Source organism: Streptomyces sp. NPDC050504 (genome assembly GCF_044458065.1).
Classification (GTDB): domain Bacteria; phylum Actinomycetota; class Actinomycetes; order Streptomycetales; family Streptomycetaceae; genus Streptomyces.
In genome coordinates, this window is the sequence record NZ_JBITHO010000013.1 from 188071 (window position 1) to 204804 (window position 16734).

General features: G+C 62.2%; 11 protein-coding genes. 8 read left to right on the top strand and 3 right to left on the bottom strand.

From position 1 onward, the window contains the following. Positions 1 to 396: 396 nt before the first annotated feature. From ACIBNE_RS36950 to ACIBNE_RS36960, 3 genes are all read right to left on the bottom strand, one after another. Positions 397 to 816: a hypothetical protein gene (locus ACIBNE_RS36950; protein ID WP_399279662.1), complete on the bottom strand. Its 420-nt coding sequence runs from the start codon at positions 814 to 816 to the stop codon at positions 397 to 399. Further along, complete coding sequence (locus ACIBNE_RS36955) at positions 813 to 2951, bottom strand: AAA family ATPase (RefSeq protein ID WP_399279664.1); 2139 nt, start codon at positions 2949 to 2951, stop codon at positions 813 to 815. Before ACIBNE_RS36955 ends, ACIBNE_RS36950 begins: the two co-directional genes overlap by 4 nt. 228 nt (positions 2952 to 3179) lie before the next feature. Beyond that, entirely contained in the window at positions 3180 to 5297 is a 2118-nt protein-coding gene (locus tag ACIBNE_RS36960) for a DEAD/DEAH box helicase family protein (protein WP_399279666.1), read from the bottom strand. Positions 5298 to 5711: 414 nt separating this feature from the next. Here ACIBNE_RS36960 and ACIBNE_RS36965 point away from each other — a divergent pair, with 414 nt between their 5' ends. From ACIBNE_RS36965 to ACIBNE_RS37000, 8 genes are all read left to right on the top strand, one after another. Continuing rightward, positions 5712 to 6887 carry a cysteine desulfurase family protein gene (locus ACIBNE_RS36965; protein ID WP_399279668.1) on the top strand — a complete coding sequence of 392 codons (1176 nt, stop codon included), beginning with the start codon at positions 5712 to 5714 and terminating at the stop codon, positions 6885 to 6887. Between the two features lie 50 nt (positions 6888 to 6937). Then, entirely contained in the window at positions 6938 to 8047 is a 1110-nt protein-coding gene (locus tag ACIBNE_RS36970; protein WP_225051002.1) for a DUF4007 family protein, read from the top strand. After that, positions 8044 to 11682, top strand: a complete 3639-nt coding sequence (locus ACIBNE_RS36975) for an ATP-binding protein (protein WP_399279670.1) — start codon at positions 8044 to 8046, stop codon at positions 11680 to 11682. The genes ACIBNE_RS36970 and ACIBNE_RS36975 overlap by 4 nt, the downstream gene beginning before the upstream one ends. Next, entirely contained in the window at positions 11679 to 12515 is an 837-nt protein-coding gene (locus tag ACIBNE_RS36980; RefSeq protein WP_148026203.1) for a phosphoadenosine phosphosulfate reductase family protein, read from the top strand. The genes ACIBNE_RS36975 and ACIBNE_RS36980 overlap by 4 nt, the downstream gene beginning before the upstream one ends. Before the next feature lie 241 nt (positions 12516 to 12756). Then, positions 12757 to 13272 carry a hypothetical protein gene (locus ACIBNE_RS36985; protein ID WP_399279671.1) on the top strand — a complete coding sequence of 172 codons (516 nt, stop codon included), beginning with the start codon at positions 12757 to 12759 and terminating at the stop codon, positions 13270 to 13272. Between the two features lie 27 nt (positions 13273 to 13299). Then, positions 13300 to 14607 carry a DGQHR domain-containing protein gene (locus ACIBNE_RS36990; RefSeq protein WP_399279673.1) on the top strand — a complete coding sequence of 436 codons (1308 nt, stop codon included), beginning with the start codon at positions 13300 to 13302 and terminating at the stop codon, positions 14605 to 14607. 140 nt (positions 14608 to 14747) lie between these two features. After that, positions 14748 to 15347 (top strand): class I SAM-dependent methyltransferase, encoded by a 600-nt coding sequence (locus ACIBNE_RS36995; protein WP_360427142.1) that lies wholly within the window; start codon positions 14748 to 14750, stop codon positions 15345 to 15347. Positions 15348 to 15514: 167 nt separating this feature from the next. Next, positions 15515 to 16699, top strand: coding sequence for an IS701 family transposase (locus ACIBNE_RS37000; protein ID WP_399279675.1), 1185 nt, complete (start codon positions 15515 to 15517; stop codon positions 16697 to 16699). The last annotated feature ends 35 nt before the right edge of the window (positions 16700 to 16734 follow it).

The following is a 16734-nucleotide window of genomic DNA, read 5'->3' on the forward strand; positions in this document are numbered from 1 at the left end:
CCCTTGCCCGCAGGTCTAGGACGGCCGTCGGATCGGCGTCGGCCAGTACAGCGCCCCGGTATCGGGGGCGACCCCGCGTCGCAACGGCCAGGTCCTGATCGCCGCCGACGACGCCAGTGCCTCTGGCTAAGCCGAGGGGCAGGCCGCTCGGCAGATGCGCAACCCTGTCACTGCGGGCCAGATGGTGATTCGGATCACCCATTGCCTGCATAGCGTTCGCCATGTTGTCTCTGCTTAGTTTTCGTGTGGCGATTAGTGTCCAACTGGGCTGGTGGCCAGGAGGTTTGGGCTTTGCTCTGAGCCGTGTGGTGTCCCTACTCTCGGCGCTCATGATCACGAGCTTCTTGTCGTCCCGGGGCTGGCCTGCAGGTGTTCAAATAATCCCGCTATCTGCACTCAATCTGCAGTGAACATGCTCAGGTCGAGGCGATTAAGAACGGTTAGTGTCGGCTCAGTCGTCATGAGGCACTCATTGCTCAACCACTCAAGCCCAAAGTTCGCGTACTCCATGGCAATTCCAACGATCCTTCGTGGTTCAGCCAGCACATGGTCACCCTGCTTTGAAAGCGCGAGCAATTCCAAATGTGTCACCCGCCATGGGTCACTGTTGAAGATGGTGCCATCCATGAACTTGACTCGCTGCGCGTCTGATGGGAACGGCAGGCGTTCTCCTTTTCTGACGCCTATGCACAGGCCAAGCCACCACCCATCAATTTGCCGACGGAAGACCTTTCCGGGGCCGGTGTAGTTACGAATGATGCGATGGGAGTCTTCCAGCATGTAGAGATCAATGCCTGCGTATCTTGCTGCCGTCACAATGAAGCCTCCTGCTCGCGGTACCGAAGGTGCTCGTCATCACGGCGGCGGGTGCAGACGTCGCATATCTCGCGGTGTGTACATGTACACGTTCGCGATACCGGATAGTCGACAAGCCAGTTGTTTACCAAGTCTTGCGGGTGGTGATGGCTGCAAGAAAGGGTCAGGAAGGATCCGGCTCGCTCATCCAGGATGTCCTCAATGCCCGCGATCTCCGACCGGGTAAGTAGGAGAACTACCTGGAAAGGGGTCTCGGATGGGCCGGGGGGCCGGGTAATTGCCTCGATCATGCGGCGCTTGGTGTCCCCAGATACCATTCCGAGAGGTGTATCAATAAAACGTGGTGCGACGACGCCTGCAACCTCCATGAGGGACCACACGAACGAGAGTGTCAACGCCCGCTGCGAAGCGCCATTGATTTCAAAGTCAGGATCGAGGCTGGTGCCTTGTTGGCTCATCACCTTGATATCAAACGAGTTGGTGATAGTTACACCCGTGTAGACGCCTTGAGTAGACGAGTTATCGGAACCGATGATTCCATGGAACATTTTCTGTAGCCTAGTGGATACCTGCTTGACGTAATCTCCTTCAAGGCGGTCTCGTACAGCGGAGGCAAGATCCTTCAGATCGGTGGCCACATCTCGCTTCGTGGAAATGTCGGCGCTAATTTTGGCCTCGCGCTGCGCCTTCTCCAGCTGCTTTTGCTTAGCTGCGGTTTCTTGCTCTACCGCGACGGCTTGGTTACCAAGAATGCCAAGCTCATAGATGGTCTCCTTGATCTTTTCTTCCCGCTCGTTGAGATCGGATTGCAGCCGACGTACCTTCTCGTCATCGATCTGGCCCCGACGTTCCTTCGATGCATTGAGCGAGGTACCCTTGCGCTTGATCTCTTGGATAATTTGTGCGTACTCCGAAAGTAGCTGGGTCCTTCTTTCTGGGAATCTGTCCGGTTGGCTTCCAGTCTCGCGCAGGGCATGTGCCCGATACCTTGCTTCGGAAAGGTACTTACTGACCGCACTCTTGTCCTGCTGTTCGTCGAGCAGGCTTTGCACGTGCTCACGACTGGAAGACCCGGGTTCCAACGGCTCTCCACAGATGCATTCGCCGGCTTCTAGGCAGTCATGAAGCACTTGTACCGAATGGCTGGGGATGACGCGCATTTCCTTGAGTTCGTCAAGCCGCCCGAGACCAGCGGTGAGAGCGTCGTTCATCAGGGACCAGGACGTCACCTCGTCGCACAACAGTGCGGACATTGCATGGAGGCATTCGGTCTTACGAGTCTCCAGTGCTGCACAATCCCGCTCAAGCTCGGCGATCTGCGCATTTAGAACTTCCAGGTCGCCAATGCCTTTGATCGCGTCCAGATCGCGCCGATCTTGGCTCTGGGCGGCCTCCATGTTCTTCTGGCGCGAAGAGAGCTTTTCTATCTTGGCGTTGAGCTCATCAGATTTCCTCCTGAGCTCATCCTTCTGGTCAGCAAATCCCTCCACCTTAGCCCCGGCATCTTTCGCGGCGCGCTTCTCGTAGATCTGGTAGACGGCGGCTGCGTCCTCAACGGCGCGGCGAAGCTTGCCGATCCCCAGGAGATTTTCGATGGCCTCGTGGACCTTCAGCTGACGCTCGTGTGCATGCTGTCGGCCGGTGATGAATTTCTGGACGTCGTCGCCATTCGTGAAGAAGACATCGGCAAGTCGTTCGGGCAGCCTTTGCTCGATCCATTGCTCGGGTAGCGCTACGTGTTCCCCACCAGCCCCCGTAAGCAGGCTCAGGCGAACTACTTCCTGCCCGCGCTCGACTTCGTCCCCTTCAGCCGGCGTCTCGATCACCGTCCGTTGAAGGCGGTAGCGCGCTGGTCCACCATCATCCTCGACTTCGAACTCAAGGCTGACTTCGACGGCGACTGGCTTCCCCAGCGGGCTGGCCGTGGACGTCAGACGGATCCTCTCTGCGCGTGTTACTTCCCGGAGCCCCTTTACACCGTAGAGACCCCACAGGATTGCGTAATGAAGGGACGTCTTACCTGATCCGTTCTCGGCCCGGATAACGGTCAGAGGGCGCTGGGGGTCTGTTGAGAGGTCGATTCTGATATCCTGCAGCAACTTGAAGTTGTGCACGTAAATGCGCTGCAGTCTCATCAGGTAGCGTTCCTTCCAAGCTTGATCGCGCGCTCTCCCAGATGCTCTATGACTTTCTGCAGATGGTCTTGGCGCTGCCGGTCGCTCGCGTGGGTCTGTTGCCGAACGAGGCCATTGAGTGCCGAAACGAGATCCTCGTGGTATCCCTCATACCTTTCACTGAAGTCGGTGACTTCCTCGCGAGCAACTTGGGTGATTCGCGGTGTCGTTGTCATTTAATCCTCGCCGTTAGAGAGTGCGCTCATGCCTGTCGATTACCACTCGGGGACCATCCGAGTCGTATTCGTTATCGGCTGCGCTTGCGAACTCGCGTGCCCGAGTCAATTCACCGATCAAGAGCGAGCGCCCCTCTTTGGTACCCAACGTCGGCGGAACCACTAGGAAGTCGTGGAGATTGGCGATCTCCTTGCCTTCCGAGCGCCGGAGGATCCTGCCCCGTCTTTGGACCCACTCGCGGCGCACTGTGCTCGATGCGAGAAGATAGGCGGTATCTGTCTGAGGGATGTCAATGCCCTCATCCAAAACCTCCATGGCCGTCAGGACCTGGTATTCTCCCCGTCCGAAAGCTTCGAGATATTTCCCTGCCCCACGACGAGCGGTCTCTCTGTGGGTAAACTGATGAAAGCTGATCCGCAACTCGTCGAGCATCCGGTTCGTGGCATCGATCTGACGCTCGCTGGTGAGCACCGGCGGCTTCGCCGACGTGTAGACAAGTGTCTTGCTGACATCGCGGGATCCGTGCCGGATGAGGAGCTGACGGAGGGTTGGAATCTTGGCTTCGGCATGCTCCAGAAGGGCCCGACGGCGCCGGAGTAGGTGCTCGATCTGTGCCTGCAGATCGGAGTCTTTCCCGTCGTCCGCTTTCTGAAATCCTTTCCTTTGCAGCTGCCGCGTCAAGTTCTCGTACTCTGCCATCTCGTCTTCCGAGAGGGCTATCTCATGAAGATGGTAGTTGTAGGGACTCAGGCAGCCGGCCCGAATGGCATCCTTCAGCGTGAACTCGAATAGTTCCGGTCCGAAGTAATCGAAGATACCCGCGGTGCCTTCGGCATCATATTGGCGACTCGGTGTTGCCGAGAGGCCCAGGCGCACGTTGAATCGTTCGGGCCTGTGTCTCAAGAAGCTCTTCGACCCAAGATTGTGCACTTCGTCGCCGATAAGCATTGTGAGAACGGTTGAGGGAAGTGCATCGATAAAAGCACGGAAAGACTCATCCGTCGTAAAGAGTCTCTGAGTGCATACAATCACCGACGTGTATGAGCCTGGTGTGGCCAGGCCAGCCTTGATCTCTTCGAGGCGAGCTTTCCGCTTGGGGCCGGAACTGTCGCTCGGTAGGAAGGGGTCGACGCCGAACCGCCGGACGGTTTCTGCCCATTGGCGCACCAGAGGTGCGCTGGGGACGATCGCGACGACTAGCATCGGCGCCTTGTGCCGATCTTGTTCATGGGTGGCAGAGATCAGCGCCGTCTGTGTTTTCCCGCCTCCGGTCGCGATGGCCAGAATCCCTCTGGAGCCATTGATCGAAAAGGCTTCGACTGCTGCGGATTGATGCGCGTAGCGACCGCTGCGCCACTCAACACCGTCAGGAATCGACAGTAGTCTTGGCTGCGCGAGGCTAATGCCTTGAGGCAGCGGTGGTTCCAAACCGCGTGAGTGATCCGCATGCCACGCCCGCCAGAAGTCATCGATGGTTGGCGCTTGTGCAGTACTGCGTCGACGTCCGGCGAGCCGAAGGCCGTCACTGAGATCTACGGCCAGTACATGTGGACTCTCGTTATTCCACTGCCTTTCCCAGCCGGCCAGGAGTTTGGTGACGCGCTTGGACGCGGTCTCGCCGTCACGCCACGGTTGGTCAACCGTCATCTGCTCCCCGTTCACGAGCAGTCCGCGGGCCGTGGCGTTGCCCGAGCCGTGCACCGCGACCCACCTGGTGCCCGCCTTCATGAGCCACTGCTTCTTGTGGTACATCCCGGACTTCATGAGCGCGAAACGGACCCTTAGGCGTCCACTGGCCACGAGATAGGAGAGGCAGTCGAGGGTGTGGTGGACGAGGGCGTGCTCTGAGAGAGCGGCCTCGTCGAGCAGCCGGTCAAGTGCAGCCTCTATGACTTGCTCCGTGCTCCGAACCCCTCGCTCCATCGCATCCAAGTCGGCCGCGTCGACCGCCGGACTGATCAGGAGCTGAAGCATGCCGCTGTCGCGGCGCAGGTAATCTGCTAGGCCCGGCGCGATCTGCGCGAGGCACTGTGAGCTGAAGAAGCCGGCGGCGACCCGAACGTCGTCCGAAACCCTGATCGCTGGAACGAGGACCTCGCCGATCAGGTCATCTTCGGGGATCTCGTACACCGGGAGTACGTGTCGAAGCGCTGCGGTCAATTGATCGGTCACTGCGTTTCGCCCCCCGGTTCGCGGTCACGTTGCACTGCTGACTTGGCCGCTACGGAAGGCGGTTGCCGACACCCGAGACTCGTGGATGTGTGAGCCGCAACACTGGAGCAAGCGTAGACCGGACCCGTGGTGGCTGAGGGGGGCCACTGGAAGATCTGGCCTCCTCTTTGGCCCTGAAAGGGACCAAATAGGGAGAAATGATGGTGAACCCAACACTCAGAGTGTCCGAAAACTGCGGTTCCGGTGAGCCTGTCTCGCGGGGTGGGTGTGTCCGTTAGGATCTCAGTGCGCTCCTGGTGGAACATGAGGCATCAACGAGAACAGTCACCAGGAGCGACCTAGGGAGCGGGAAACGGCAGGCGGGGATACTCGATGAACTCAGGCTCATGTGATGCGCAGGCGGTGTACCTCGACTACAACGCGACCGCTCCGATGCGCCCAGAGGTACTCCAGGCCACGTATGAGGCGCTCCAGGCAGTAGGCAATGCCTCTAGCGTTCATACTCACGGCCGTGACGCTGCGAGCAGGGTGGACCGGGCGCGTCAGCAGGTAGCCGATCTCCTGAACTGCTCGCGCGGCGAGCTGATCTTCACGTCGGGCGCGACTGAGGCCAACAACCTTGCGCTGCAGGCCGCTTACGAGACGCGAGGGTTGATGATCACCTCTGCGGTCGAGCACCCTGCCGTCCTGGAAACCGCTCGGGCGCTCGCTGCCGACACCCCGGACTCCCTCGTGATCTTGCCTGTCGACGGCCAGGGTCACATTCATCATCAAGCGTTTAGGACCGCAATTGAGCGGCGCGGTGTGGGCCTCGTTTCGATCATGTTGGCGAACAACGAGACCGGCGTCATCACCAACCTTGATCCAATCGTTGAGGCAGCGCATGCGGCCGGCGCGCTCGTTCACACGGATGCGACACAGTACGTCGGACGGCTCCCGCTCGACCTGGGTGACCTCGGCGTGGACTTGCTGTCGCTGTCTGCCCACAAGTTCGGTGGCCCGCAGGGAGTCGGCGCGCTCTACATCAGACGTGGCACGCCCCTTCCGCAGCGCCCGCTGGTCTTCGGGGGCGGGCACGAGCGCGGCTGGCGCGCCGGCACGCTGAACGTGCCGGGGATCGTCGGCCTGGGCGCCGCAGCCGAAGCTGCCCACCGAGAGCTCGATGTTGAGGCGCTTCGCATCAGCAAGCTGCGTGACCTCCTGGAGGGCGAAATCCTCGCTCGGCTGCCCGGCAGCTATGTCAACGGCGCCCGCTCTATGCGTCTGCCCGGCGTCGCGAGCGTCACTTTCCCGGGAAGCCCTGCGGACGCGCTGCTCGCCTCGATGCCCGATGTAGCCGCATCCGACGGCAGCGCTTGCTCTGCTGGGGCGCCCACCCCGAGCCATGTCTTGCTTGCCCTGGGGCTCAGCCGGGAGGACGCCGACTCGACCATCCGCTTCTCACTGGGATACGCCACCGCGGAGCAGGAGATTCGCCGCGCCGTCGATGCCACCGTGCGCGCTGTGACCCATGTGCAGGCTGTCATGGGCGTACCCGGCCGTCCCTAATCCCGCCTAAGACTTCGCACTCATTTCTTGAACTGAAGGGTTCGACCGTAATGCCAGAAGGCCGCCTCCCCTCCGATATCGTCGGACTGAAATTCAACAGGCACGAGAGCTTTCCCCCGCGCTTCGGCTGGCTGCACAAGGCATACCTGCAGGTCAAGAAGGATGAGATGCTCTTCCACGCCCCCGATGCGCTTGTGCGTCTGGGTGTGGGTAAGAACATGGTCGATTCCATGCGGTATTGGTCGCAGGCGTTCAAACTCACCCACGAATACCGCAGCACCGACACGCAGGCGCGGGCGCTCGCGGCTGCACCAACATGGCGCGCGCGGTGGCTCCTTGACGAGGACGGCGCTGACCCCTACCTCGAGGACACTGGAAGCCTCTGGCTCTTGCACTGGTGGCTCGTCTCCGGCGCGAAGGAGGCCAAGTGCCTCGTACCTAGCTGGTACGTGATGTTCCACCTCGCCCCGCTCGCACGCGTCACCGTGGACGAGATGGCCACCCTCATCACCCGCGAGGTGCACAGCAGCTTCAAACGTGAGAAGTGGCCGGCGCCCGACTCGATCAACCGGGACGTCCAGTGCATCGTCAAGATGTACGCCCCGGACATGGAGGCGAACCCACTCTCCCCGGGTAGTTTCGAGGACTCTCTGCTCTGCCCCTTCAAAGAGCTCGGCCTGCTCGAGTACCAGGGAGGCCGCGGCAAGGAGCGCACCTACCGCTTCACCAGCGGTATCCGCCCCAGCTTGCCGCCGAGCGTGCTTGTGCACACCTGCCTCGACTACGCGGCCCGGTTCTCTCGTAAGCCGGACTCCATTTCGTTGGCCCGCCTCGCCGGCGAACCCGGCGCCCCTGGCCGTGCTTTCCACATGCGCGAGCCCGAACTTGCCAGGTCGATTGAAGCTTTCGTCGAGGACCACCCCCGGTTGGAGATCGTGGAGTCGCTCGGACAGCGGAGCCTCCGTTTCGCGGACAACCCGGAGACTCTGGCCTGGGACATCCTCGACGAGCAGTACGGCCGGGTTCGTGACCGTGACGGCTTTCCGACCCCCGAAGAGTGGGCGCGGCAGAACCCCGGCCTGAAGAAGAGTGCGGACGACGCCGAGACCGCGCAGGCGCAGATTCCCCAGCAGGCCGACATGAACGAGGAGCTCGCGTGACCACGGCGGCCAAGACATCTCCCAGCACCAAGCTGAAGAGCAGGGATGTCCAGATCCCTGCTGGAATCAGCTTCGTTGGTACGGAATTCCGCTCCACCAATCTGGAGCGTGACGTCCGAGCACAGGACCTCCATTCCCCGTATGTGGGCGTGCGAGCGCTCGACGTCCTGGACCGGGTAGGCAATGCGCTCGGCGATCTCAAGCGCACCCGCGCCTGGTCGTTTACCGGTCCGTATGGCTCCGGAAAATCGACCCTCTCCAACCTGATCGACGCCCTTCTCGGCCACGACGCCGAACGCCGAACTACCGCCTACGAGGCGGTGGCGGCGACCAACTCTGAGCTGGCGCAGGAGATCGCTGAGAATCGCGAGGCGCTTGCGGGTGAAGGCTTCTTGGGCGCAGTCACAACGGCACGCAGAGAGCCGCTGGCTGCCACCATCCACCGGGCACTGCAGACCGCGGTGGAACGGAAGTGGAAGAAGCGTGTCCCGAAGGACGTCGCCGCCGTCATGGCGGCTTGTGCCGAGACGGACGTCCCGACGACCGATAGTCTGCTCAACGCGGTTACCGCGCTGTGCGACAAGGCGCCGCTCCTTCTCATCATTGATGAGTTCGGCAAGACACTGGAGTATCTGGTCTCCGTCAGCGAGAGCAATAGCTCCGAGAGCGACGTATTCCTGCTGCAGCTCCTCGCCGAGAAGGGCGCCGGCGCCAAGGGACTGCCGCTCTTCATGTTCACCCTGCAGCACCTGGCCTTCTCCGACTACGCTTCGCGGTCCAGTTCCGTGCAGACCCAGGAATGGGCCAAGATCCAGGGACGCTTCGAAGACGTCACCTTCGCGCCCAACCTAGGCGACGCGGTCTACCTCCTCCAGCGGAAGCTGGCCCACGCCAAGGTGCAGGAGCAGGGACGCAAGCTGGTCGAGGTCCAGGCTCAGGCGGCATACGGCATCTGGCGCCAGCAGTCGCTGCACTCGGTCGTAGACATCTCCGCAGAGTCGTTCGCCAATCTGTATCCGCTGCACCCCCTTACTGCCGTGGCGGCTCCCCTCATGGCGGCGCAGATCGGCCAGAACGATCGAAGCCTCAGCGGCTTCCTGGTCAACGACGAGCCGTTCACGGTACGGCGCAGTCTCGACAACTGCGCGGTCGACGCCGCGGAGCGTGCCTCGACCATCCGTATCCCGCAGCTGTACGACTTCTTCTTCTCGGCGGGACGCACCACCATCCTGGCTTCTTCGAAGGCCAGCCGGTGGCTGGAGATCAATGCTCGCCTTGAGGAAGCCCACGGGCTCGACGAAGCAGACCAGGAACTGCTTAAGGCGATCGGCGTACTCAACCTCATTGACGCCGATGGACTGTTGCGCGCTACGCCAGCGATGATCCAGTTCGCGCTGAACGACCCAGCCGACGCCACCGATACCAAGCGGTTCGACCAGCTGAGGAAGCGGCTGGACAAGCTGGTGGAAGACCGGCTCGTCGTGCACCGCTCGTACAGCGACGAGTACCGGATCTGGCAAGGCACCGACGTCGATATCGATGCCCGAGTGCGCGAAATCGCCACTCAGCTTCAGCCCGACGACGTAGTGCGCTACTTCAACAAGCATCTTGGGACGAACGTCCTCCCGAACGCGGTCGCCGCCGGCGCACACAGCCAGCTCACCGGCATGCAGCGGCACTTCGTCACCGCAGTCAGCCACCAGACCGAGAAGCTGCGCGGCCCGAAGGTTGTGCAGGACGCGGCCGACGGGATGCTCGTCTTCCACTTCGGTGATCTGAAGAGCAGCCCACGGGTTGACTCTCCCCTCCCGGTCGTCGTCGGCCTCACCAAGAATCCCGAGGCCGTACTCGACGTCGGCAACACTCTCGTAGCGCTCCAGGACCTCATGAGTGACGAGGAACTAGACCACGTCGCGCGCCGGGAGATCAACGAACGAGCCGGGGAGTTCTCCCAGCGCATTACCGCCATGCTGGCCGAGGCATTCCGCCCGGGAAGCAATGAGTCGAGCTGGTACCTATGGAAGAGCGGCGAAGACACCGACGGTGAACCCGCCCAGCAACTCAAGGCCCGCAGCTACGCGGGGCTCGTATCCGAAGCATGCAACGTGGTCTACCACCAGACCCCGCACGTCCGGAACGAGATGGTCGGCCGACACCAGCTCACCAGCAACGCCGCCCGTACACGCCGCGAAGTCCTCACCTCGATGATCGAGAAGACCGGGCTGCCGTTGCTCGGCTGGCCCCAGGACAGGTTCCCTGCAGAACGTGCCTTGTACGACGGCGTCGTTGAACACCTCGGCCTCCACCGTGCTGCCGGTGAGGTCACTGGCGGTCAGAACTCGGAAGGCAGCATCCACACCCATGGGATGTCCCGCCCTCGTGCTGCCACGAACGAGAGCGTCATGCCTGTATGGGAGGCGCTTGAGGAGGCATTGAGCGAAGCCACAGAGCCGACCAACCTCGTAGAAATCTATGAGCGGCTTATGGCTCCTCCGTACGGTGTCAAGGCTGGTGTCGTCCCGATCCTGGTGGTTGCCGGGCTCGTCATGCGAGGCAACGATGTGGCCCTCTTCGAGGAAGGCAATTACTGCCCTCGCCTCACCGCCCCCATCATTGAGCGCCTGAACGTCAATCCGGAGCGTTTCGCACTGAAGTCGACTCCAGTCGACCGCGGCCAGCGCCGACTCGTGCTCGACGGCCTCGTCAAGTTGCTTGGCGTCGACATCCCCCGTAGCCGCGCCAACCGGAATCCGGCGCTGCTTGCGGTCACCCGCGGGATGCTGGAACGAATCATGGTCCTCGACCAGTACTCCCGGAAAACGAAGCGTCTCAGCGACGACACGCTCGTGGTCCGCAAGGTGCTGACCGAAGCGATCGACCCTGACCAGTTGGTCTTCGAAGAGCTTCCTGAAGCACTGGGCTTCGAGAAGATCACTCCGGGCACTCAGAAGGCTCCCCAGACCGCGGAGGCATACGTCGTACGCCTCACCGCCGCGCTCAACGAACTCACGGATGCCAGCGCGAATCTGGGCCGGTATGTAGTAGAGACGCTGGCACAGGAATTCAGGCTTCCCGCAGCGAGCACCGGAGAACTGCGCGCCGGGCTGGCCGAGCGTATGCGCGGCTTCGCCGACGCCTCGCTCGAAGTCAGTCTCCACGGATTCGTGACCCGGGTGCTCAACGAGATGCTGCCCGACGACGACTGGCTTGGCACGATTGTGGTCCAGCTCGTCAACCAGGCTCTTGGGGACTGGACCGACCGAGACGTGGACGGCTTCCCTCGTGTCGTACGCGACAGGGCACGCGCGCTGGATCGCGTTAGCCACCTGTACGACGTCGTAGCGGAAGAACCAGCCGACGAGACCGCCACGGCAATCCGCAAGCCTGCCAAGCCGAGGCAGCGTCAGATTGACACTCACCTGCTGACTCTCACCACTCCTCAGGGGACGGAAGAGCGCACGCTCATCCACGTCCCGAAGAAGTCGCGGAATGCCGCAGACGAGCTCGTTGTCAGTGTCATCAGGCAAGCTGAGGAAGCACTGGGCCCCGACGGCGCGCGCATCCTGCTCGCCGCGCTGGCCGAGCACCTGTCCGGCCAGGACAGCGCCGCATCGAAGAAGAAGGAGCAGCTGTGACAGACGCCGACGGCTCCAACAGCAAGAAGCGCCACGTCCTTGGAATCTCCGGAGGCAAGGACTCCTCATCCCTCGCGATCTACATGCGAGACCGTGTGCCGGACATGGAGTACTTCTTCTGCGACACCGGCGCGGAGCTGCCCGAGACCTACGAATACCTCAACCGCCTGGAAGGCGCGCTGGGCAAGCCCATCGAGCGTCTCAACTCCTCCCGAGACTTCGATCACTGGCTTGAGGTCTACCAGGGGACACTGCCCAGTCCTCAGATGCGCTGGTGCACCAAGAACTTGAAGATCAAGCCACTTGAGGAATGGATCGGAGACGACGAGGCCATCTCGTATGTGGCGATCCGGGCGGACGAGAACCGACTCGGCTACGTCAGCACCAAGCCGAACATCACCGCGGTCTTCCCCTTCCGCGAGGACGGGATCGATCGCGCGGGCGTGGACCGCATCCTTGACGAGGCGGGCATTGGTCTCCCCGACTACTACGAGTGGCGCACACGCTCCGGCTGCTACTTCTGCTTCTTCCAGCGCAAGCACGAATGGGTGGGTCTGAAGGACCGGCATCCGGATCTCTACGAGAAGGCTGTTGAGTACGAGGACAAAGTCAGGCACCAGGACACGGCGATGCAAGGCCGCAAGTACACCTGGTCGCAGGGCGAGTCGCTGGATGAGCTGATAGCTCGTCGTAACGAGATCGAGGCAAAGCACCAGGCGGCGCTCGAGCGGGCAGCCAAGCGAGTGAAGCCGAACCGGCCACTCCTTGAGGTCCTGTCCGATGCGCTGGACGAGGACGACGACGAGGCTGCCTGCGCAGTTTGTCACCTCTGATCCCTGTTTGGATAGAGGCCCAGTTCGCCGGAAGGCTCCGCGAACTGGGCCTCTTCCGTTGTTTCTGATCGTTTGTCAGACCTCCCTGTCACACTGGTCGGACCAAGGTCGCTCAGCGGAGGAGGGCTCCTGACAGATGGCTGGCTCGAGCACGGCGAACTCGAACTCGCTCAGTCGGATAGTTCAGAGGTATCGAGAGGAGGACAGCCCTGCCCTCCAGGTAGAACTCGGGCTGCTCCGTATGCTCGACACCGAGAGCTGCAAGCAACTCACGCAGGACCTGGAGGAGTTCGCCAGCCCATGGGAGATCCACCGAGCCACGGAGGACCTGGCTTCCGTGCTCCCCGACGAGCCGGGCCTGTACATGTTTGTCTGGCGGCCGGCGTTCCAGTTCCAGGTCGGCAGCACGCCGACCCATGGCAGCTTCCCCCAGCTCCTGTACATCGGGCAGGCCGGGGCATCAAATACCGACTACGGGAACACCATCCGCCAGCGGTACAAGGACTACCGGCGGTTCCTTCGCGGCGATCCCGAAAGCCTGTGGACCGACAACGAGCCCACCAGCCGCGATCAGCGGCTTGCGCGCTACCTCACCCTCCAGCCCATGGAATTCTGGTGCGCCACCATGCAGGAACGCAACAGGATCGAGGGGCTGGAGAAGCGCCTCATTCGCCTGCACAACCCGCCACTCAATGATCGCGGGCGCCCGAAGCTCCGCGGGCGTCTCGGAACACCACGCTCCGCCTGGCGGTCCTGATCAACTCCGCACGAAACAGAGGTATTCATGCCCTCGAAGACATTCGTTCCTGCCTTTGAAGCGAAGGTCGGGAACTGGACCTACTACTCCTGCCTCATGAGCTATGCCGCCGTTGCGCGGGAGATCAACTTTGCGCACGACCTCGGAGGGAACCAGGATCTGGGCACGATGATCCAGCGTGGTGTTGGCGCCCGCACGGCCGAGATCACCAACTACCTGCTCACGAACGAGAATCGCTTCCTCGGAGCCATCATCGTCGCGGCCTGGGGCGGAGCTCCCGAGTACATCCCGTTGGAGATGGAGAAGAACTCGGAGAACGGCGATGTCCTGTCGGGCATGGACCGAAACTTTGGAGTCTTGACCTTCGACGGCACTCACCAGTTCTTCGCACTCGACGGTCAGCACCGCCTCAAGGCCATCAAGGACGCCATCAAGCGCGATCCCGAACTCGGCCGCGAGGACATCAGCGTCATAGTGGTCCCGCACTTCGACAACGAGGCCGGCCGCCGCCGCACCCGCCGGCTCTTCACCAACATCAACCGCAACGCGGTGAAGACGACTGCTCAGGAGAACATCGCCCTCGACGAGGACGACGGCTTCGCCATCTTGACCCGCAGGCTGCTCGACGACCACGACTTCCTGCGCCGTGATGGTGTGGTCCAGGTGTTCAGCAAGGTCGGAAGCGATGGTGAGCTCAAGCTTGCCACTCGTCAGGTTGGGGTCACCGGCACAGCCTGGACCACGATCGGTGTCCTCTACGACTTGCTCACAGACCTAGGTTTCGGGCTCCACGAAAGCATGAACAGGACCTCGCAACGTGCCGCCGACGACGTACTCGACGAGAGCTACGACATTCTCGCCAGGCGTATCGACGAACTCCTCGAAGCCTGCGGAAAGTTGCGTGAGCGGTACGAATCGCATGCGGCTCCCAAGGACCTGCGTGCCCCCAAGGGACGTGATGGCGAGGGCCACTCATTCATGCGACCTGCTGTCCAGGTACAGGTCGCTCGTGCCGTGCGCCACATCATCGAGCAGCGCCTGCTCGACTGGGCCCGGTTGCTTGAGCGGCTGTCTGAGCTGGAATGGCAAATGTCGGCTGCCCCCTTCTCTGCTGTCTGGCAGGAGACTCCGGACGGCGCCAGTCGCAAGGGCAAGATGATCCCGGCAAAGGACAACAACCAGGCCCTCTACGAGTTGCTGCTCGTCCATCTCGCACCGAACTCCCGGGCGCAGATCGAAAGGGCTCTCCGGGCCTATCGCACGGTCAAGAATGATCGCTATCCGGTATCAGCAGATGAGCTGGCGAAGCGGCTGCCCGCTCTGGAGACATCCTGAATACCCTGGTCCCAGGGGAGGGCTAATAGAGCTCCGCTAGCCTCGATCATTCATGAGGGACCGTCAGCCTGCTGACGGTCCCTCATGAATGATCGAGGCTAGCCTTACACCATGAGTGATCAATTGGTCTCGGAGGTGTGATGGAAATTCCCAAGGGAACCGCGGGGTACGCCGAGGCGGCCGACGCGCTAGCCGTTCAGTACGAGGAAGTCACCTTTCATCAAGTCCACTGCGACGTGCTGCAGTTGGTTCCTGCCCAGCCTGCCCGCATCCTGGACGTGGGCGCGGGAACCGGGCGTGACGCCGCCGCGTTGGCGGCCCGCGGACACCACGTTGTGGCTGTGGAACCGACTGTGGAGTTGCGGGCGCACGGCCAGCGGCTCCACGAAAGTAGTGCGATTGATTGGGCTGACGACACTCTTCCCGACCTGCCGCTGCGCCAGCATCCAGGTCGTTTCGACGCGGTCTTCGCCACTGCGGTGTGGATGCACCTAAACACCGAGGAACGCCGAAGCGGGATGGCTAGAATCGTCGCATTGCTAGTGCCTGGGGGCCGGTTCTTTATTAATCTACGCCATGGACCTGTCCCTAATGGGCGGCATATGTTCGACGTGTCTGCTGCTGAGACAGTCCAACTGGGTTGTAAGTACGGTCTGCAGACGTTGCATTACAGTGAGCGGCCCGATCTTCACGGGCGTGACGATGTCCGGTGGAGCTGCCTGGTGCTTGAGGCGCAGTAGCGTCGTCGATGAGTCGCTCAACGTGAGACCGACGGTACCGATGTTTCTCGCAACCTGGGGGTGGGACGCTGAACGGATGCCATTGGCCGGTTGCACGGCAGGGCGGGAGCTTAGTACTGCAACGGTGCTTGCCGTGACGGTTGGGTAGGTCGGTCGTTGGTCAGCTTATGGGTGGGGAACTTGCTGATGCCCGGTTGTGGGCTGGTGAACTGGAGGCTTTGCACGAGCGTTTCGTGCACCGTTTCTCCAGGACGGAGCCGCGGGAGTCGGCTCTTGCCTATATGCGGGGACTGGTCGCTCCGTTGGAACGGAAGAACGGGTGGACGCTTGCAGGGGAGGCCGGGCATGGGGGTCCGGACCGGATCCATCGGCTGTTGAACCGGATCGACTGGGAGGCGGATGAGGTCCTGGGCGATGTGCGGGAGTACGTGGTGGAACAGCTCGGCGACGCGGATGCGGTACTGATCGTGGACGATACAGGGTTCCTGAAGAAGGGGGTCCGCTCGGCCGGGGTCCAGCGTCAGTACTCCGGAACCGCCGGCCGGACAGAGAACTCCCAGATCGGGGTGTTCCTCGCCTATGCCGGCAACCGGGGCCGCACGTTGATCGACCGGCGTCTGTATCTGCCTGCGTCATGGACGGATGACCGGGAACGGTGCCGGGCCGCGGGCATCGCGGACACGGTCGGCTTCGAGACGAAGGTGGTGATGGCCAAAGTCATGGTCCGCCGGGCGATCGCGGACCGGATTCCGTTCCGGTGGGTAACCGCGGATGCCGCTTACGGCTTCTCCAAGGGCTGGCGCACGGAGCTGGAGAGGGCGGATGTCTTCCATGTCATGGCCACCACCCGTCACGACACCGTCGTCACCCGCTGGGCGATCGACCATCCCGTCCATGACCTGTTTCCCGGTCTGCCCCGGCAGAAGTGGAAGCGCCGTTCCTGCGGCGACAGTGCCCACGGCCCGCGCGTCTACGACTGGGCGAGGGTCGAGGTCCGTCCCTGGCACCGCGAGGACCGCCAGCACTGGGTGATCGCCCGCCGAAGTGTCCGCAGGCCCGAGGAGATCTCGTACTACATCGCCTACTGCCCGGCCGGGACCACTCTGGACGAGCTGATCCGTATCGCCGGCAGCCGGTGGGCGGTCGAGGAGTGTTTCCAGAGTGCGAAGCAGGAGTGCGGCCTGGACGACTACCAGGTCCGCCGCTACGACGGCTGGCACCGCCACATGACCCTGGCCATGGCAGCCCACGCCTGCCTCACCGTCCTGCGGGCCCGCGAAACCGACACCGGGAAAGCAGAAACGGATCCTCCCAGCTCATGCCCCTCACGCTGCCCGAACTCCGACGCCTGATCAACCGGCTCGCCCGGCCCCGCGCGAGCACCGAC

What these genes read in the sequence shown, in the direction of transcription:
- ACIBNE_RS36985 (WP_399279671.1), top strand. Translation starts at nt 12,757, where the DNA reads ATGCTCGACACCGAGAGCTGCAAGCAACTCACGCAGGACCTGGAGGAG.
- ACIBNE_RS36970 (WP_225051002.1), top strand. Translation starts at nt 6,938, where the DNA reads ATGCCAGAAGGCCGCCTCCCCTCCGATATCGTCGGACTGAAATTCAAC.
- ACIBNE_RS36955 (WP_399279664.1), bottom strand. Translation starts at nt 2,951, where the DNA reads ATGAGACTGCAGCGCATTTACGTGCACAACTTCAAGTTGCTGCAGGAT.
- ACIBNE_RS36995 (WP_360427142.1), top strand. Translation starts at nt 14,748, where the DNA reads ATGGAAATTCCCAAGGGAACCGCGGGGTACGCCGAGGCGGCCGACGCG.
- ACIBNE_RS36965 (WP_399279668.1), top strand. Translation starts at nt 5,712, where the DNA reads ATGAACTCAGGCTCATGTGATGCGCAGGCGGTGTACCTCGACTACAAC.
- ACIBNE_RS37000 (WP_399279675.1), top strand. Translation starts at nt 15,515, where the DNA reads ATGGGTGGGGAACTTGCTGATGCCCGGTTGTGGGCTGGTGAACTGGAG.
- ACIBNE_RS36990 (WP_399279673.1), top strand. Translation starts at nt 13,300, where the DNA reads ATGCCCTCGAAGACATTCGTTCCTGCCTTTGAAGCGAAGGTCGGGAAC.